This window comes from Pseudomonas sp. GX19020, from assembly GCF_023371075.1.
Classification (GTDB): domain Bacteria; phylum Pseudomonadota; class Alphaproteobacteria; order Rhodobacterales; family Rhodobacteraceae; genus Pseudogemmobacter.
In genome coordinates, this window is record NZ_JAMCCR010000033.1 from 2,501 (window position 1) to 5,742 (window position 3,242).

Here is a 3,242-nt window from a genome sequence, read left to right on the forward strand (position 1 = left end):
CCGGATCAGATCAAGCGCGAGAAGGGCGTTTGGTGGATGCCTAGGCAGTAAGAGGCGATGAAGGACGTGGTACCCTGCGTTAAGCCATGGGGAGCCGGGAACAGGCTTTGATCCATGGATATCCGAATGGGGAAACCCACCTGACAGTTTGTTGTAATTATCTCTGATAGCTTACAATGGGCTGAAACAGGTACTAATTACCTGAATACATAGGGTTTTTAGAGCGAACCCGGGGAACTGAAACATCTAAGTACCCGGAGGAAAGGACATCAACAGAGACTCCGTTAGTAGTGGCGAGCGAACGCGGATCAGCCGATGCATGAAGTGTGACAAGAATGGTCTGGAAAGGCCAACCATAGTGGGTGACAGTCCCGTATTGGAAGCACCATTGCACATATTAAGTAGGGCGGGACACGTGAAATCCTGTCTGAAGATCGGAGGACCACCTCCGAAGGCTAAGTACTCCTTACTGACCGATAGCGAACCAGTACCGTGAGGGAAAGGTGAAAAGCACCCCGACGAGGGGAGTGAAACAGTACCTGAAACCGGACGCCTACAAGCAGTCGGAGCCTCCTTGAGAGGTGACGGCGTACCTTTTGTATAATGGGTCAACGACTTGGTCTAACGAGCGAGCTTAAGCCGATAGGTGTAGGCGCAGCGAAAGCGAGTCTTAAATGGGCGACAGAGTTCGTTGGATCAGACCCGAAACCAGGTGATCTAGCCATGAGCAGGATGAAGGTAAGGTAACACTTACTGGAGGTCCGAACCAACACCCGTTGAAAAGGGTCTGGATGACTTGTGGCTAGGGGTGAAAGGCTAATCAAACCTGGAGATAGCTGGTTCTCCGCGAAAGCTATTTAGGTAGCGCCTCGGACGAATACCATCGGGGGTAGAGCACTGGATGGGCAATGGGGTCCCACAGACTTACTGAGCCTAACCAAACTCCGAATACCGATGAGTAATATCCGGGAGACACACGGCGGGTGCTAACGTCCGTCGTGAAGAGGGAAACAACCCTGACCTGCAGCTAAGGCCCCTAATTCATGGCTAAGTGGGAAAGCATGTGAGACGGCCAAAACAACCAGGAGGTTGGCTTAGAAGCAGCCATCCTTTAAAGATAGCGTAACAGCTCACTGGTCTAGATAAGCTGTCTTGCGGCGAAGATGTATCGGGGCTCAAGCCATGAGCCGAAGCTCGGGATGCACAGCGATGTGCGTGGTAGCGGAGCGTTCTGTGATATAGAACGCTGTCTCTTGTTGATCCTTAAGGGACCAACGCAGAGACACTGTTCTTTCTGTGAAGCCGGGCTGTAAGGCATCCGGTGGAGAGATCAGAAGTGAGAATGTTGACATGAGTAGCGACAAAGAGGGTGAGAGACCCTCTCGCCGAAAGTCCAAGGGTTCCTGCTTAAAGCTAATCTGAGCAGGGTAAGCCGGCCCCTAAGGCGAGGCCGAAAGGCGTAGTCGATGGGAACACGGTTAATATTCCGTGGCCAGGAGGATGTGACGGATCTCGAAGATTGTCTTCCCTTATCGGATTGGGAAGGCCGTTCAGAGGTTCCTGGAAATAGCCCTCCATCAGACCGTACCCTAAACCGACACAGGTGGACAGGTAGAGTATACCAAGGCGCTTGAGAGAACCACGTTTAAGGAACTCGGCAAAATGCTCCCGTAAGTTCGCGAGAAGGGAGCCCCGTCTGTACGCAAGTATGGGCGGGGGGCACAATCCAGGGGGTGGCGACTGTTTACTTAAAACACAGGGCTCTGCGAAGTCGTAAGACGACGTATAGGGTCTGACGCCTGCCCGGTGCCGGAAGGTTAAAAGGAGGGGTGCAAGCTCTGAATTGAAGCCCCGGTAAACGGCGGCCGTAACTATAACGGTCCTAAGGTAGCGAAATTCCTTGTCGGGTAAGTTCCGACCTGCACGAATGGCGTAACGATCTCCCCGCTGTCTCAAACGTGGACTCAGCGAAATTGAACTGTGTGTCAAGATGCACACTACCCGCGGTTAGACGGAAAGACCCCATGAACCTTTACTCTAGCTTTGCATTGGCATCAGGAATGTGATGTGCAGGATAGGTGGTAGGCATTGAAACTTGGACGCCAGTCTGAGTGGAGCCATCCTTGAGATACCACCCTTCGCCTTCTTGATGTCTAACCGCGGCCCGTTATCCGGGTCCGGGACCCTGCATGGTGGGGAGTTTGACTGGGGCGGTCGCCTCCCAAATCGTAACGGAGGCGCGCGAAGGTTGGCTCAGACCGGTCGGAAATCGGTCGTTGAGTGCAATGGCAGAAGCCAGCCTGACTGCGAGACTGACAAGTCGAGCAGAGACGAAAGTCGGCCATAGTGATCCGGTGGTCCCAAGTGGGAGGGCCATCGCTCAACGGATAAAAGGTACTCTGGGGATAACAGGCTGATGATGCCCAAGAGTCCATATCGACGGCATCGTTTGGCACCTCGATGTCGGCTCATCTCATCCTGGGGCCGGAGCAGGTCCCAAGGGTACGGCTGTTCGCCGTTTAAAGAGGTACGTGAGCTGGGTTTAGAACGTCGTGAGACAGTTCGGTCCCTATCTGCCGTGGGTGCAGGAGGCTTGAGAAGAGTTGACCCTAGTACGAGAGGACCGGGTTGAACGAACCACTGGTGGACCTGTTATCGTGCCAACGGTAGTGCAGGGTAGCTATGTTCGGACAGGATAAACGCTGAAGGCATCTAAGCGTGAAGCCCCCTTCAAAACTAGGCCTCCCTTGAGGGCCGTGGTAGACCACCACGTCGATAGGCCAGAGGTGTAAGTGCGGTAACGCATTCAGCTGACTGGTACTAATTGCCCGATTGGCTTGATTTGATCCGGTAAAAGCAAGGCAAAAACCTTAGCTCACCGACAGACAGCCATATACAAGCACCAAAGTCGCACAGACCTGAACAATACATCGATGTTCGCCAGTCAATACTGGCAAGTCTCTGTTCCGGTTTGGTGGTCATAGTGGTGGCTAAACACCCGATCCCATCCCGAACTCGGCCGTTAAGGGCCTCTACGCCAATGGTACTGCGTCTCAAGACGTGGGAGAGTAGGTAACCGCCAAACCTGATCAGAGACTTCTCTCTCCAATACGATGAAAAAATCCCCTCCAAATAACCCGGATGGGGCGCCAAAAAGGCAACGGACGCGGGGTGGAGCAGCCAGGTAGCTCGTCAGGCTCATAACCTGAAGGTCACAGGTTCAAATCCTGTCCCCGCAACCA

1 tRNA gene and 2 rRNA genes are annotated in these 3,242 nt (G+C 53.6%); all 3 read left to right on the forward strand.

What is annotated here, in order from left to right:
- Positions 1-8 precede the first annotated feature (8 nt).
- The 3 genes from M3484_RS23410 to M3484_RS23420 all read left to right on the forward strand — a co-directional run bounded on the left by M3484_RS23410 (position 9) and on the right by M3484_RS23420 (position 3,242).
- A 23S ribosomal RNA gene (locus M3484_RS23410) occupies positions 9-2,845 on the forward strand.
- Positions 2,846-2,970: 125 nt separating this feature from the next.
- Positions 2,971-3,085, forward strand: a 5S ribosomal RNA gene (rrf, locus tag M3484_RS23415).
- 80 nt (positions 3,086-3,165) lie between these two features.
- Positions 3,166-3,242, forward strand: a tRNA-Met gene (locus tag M3484_RS23420).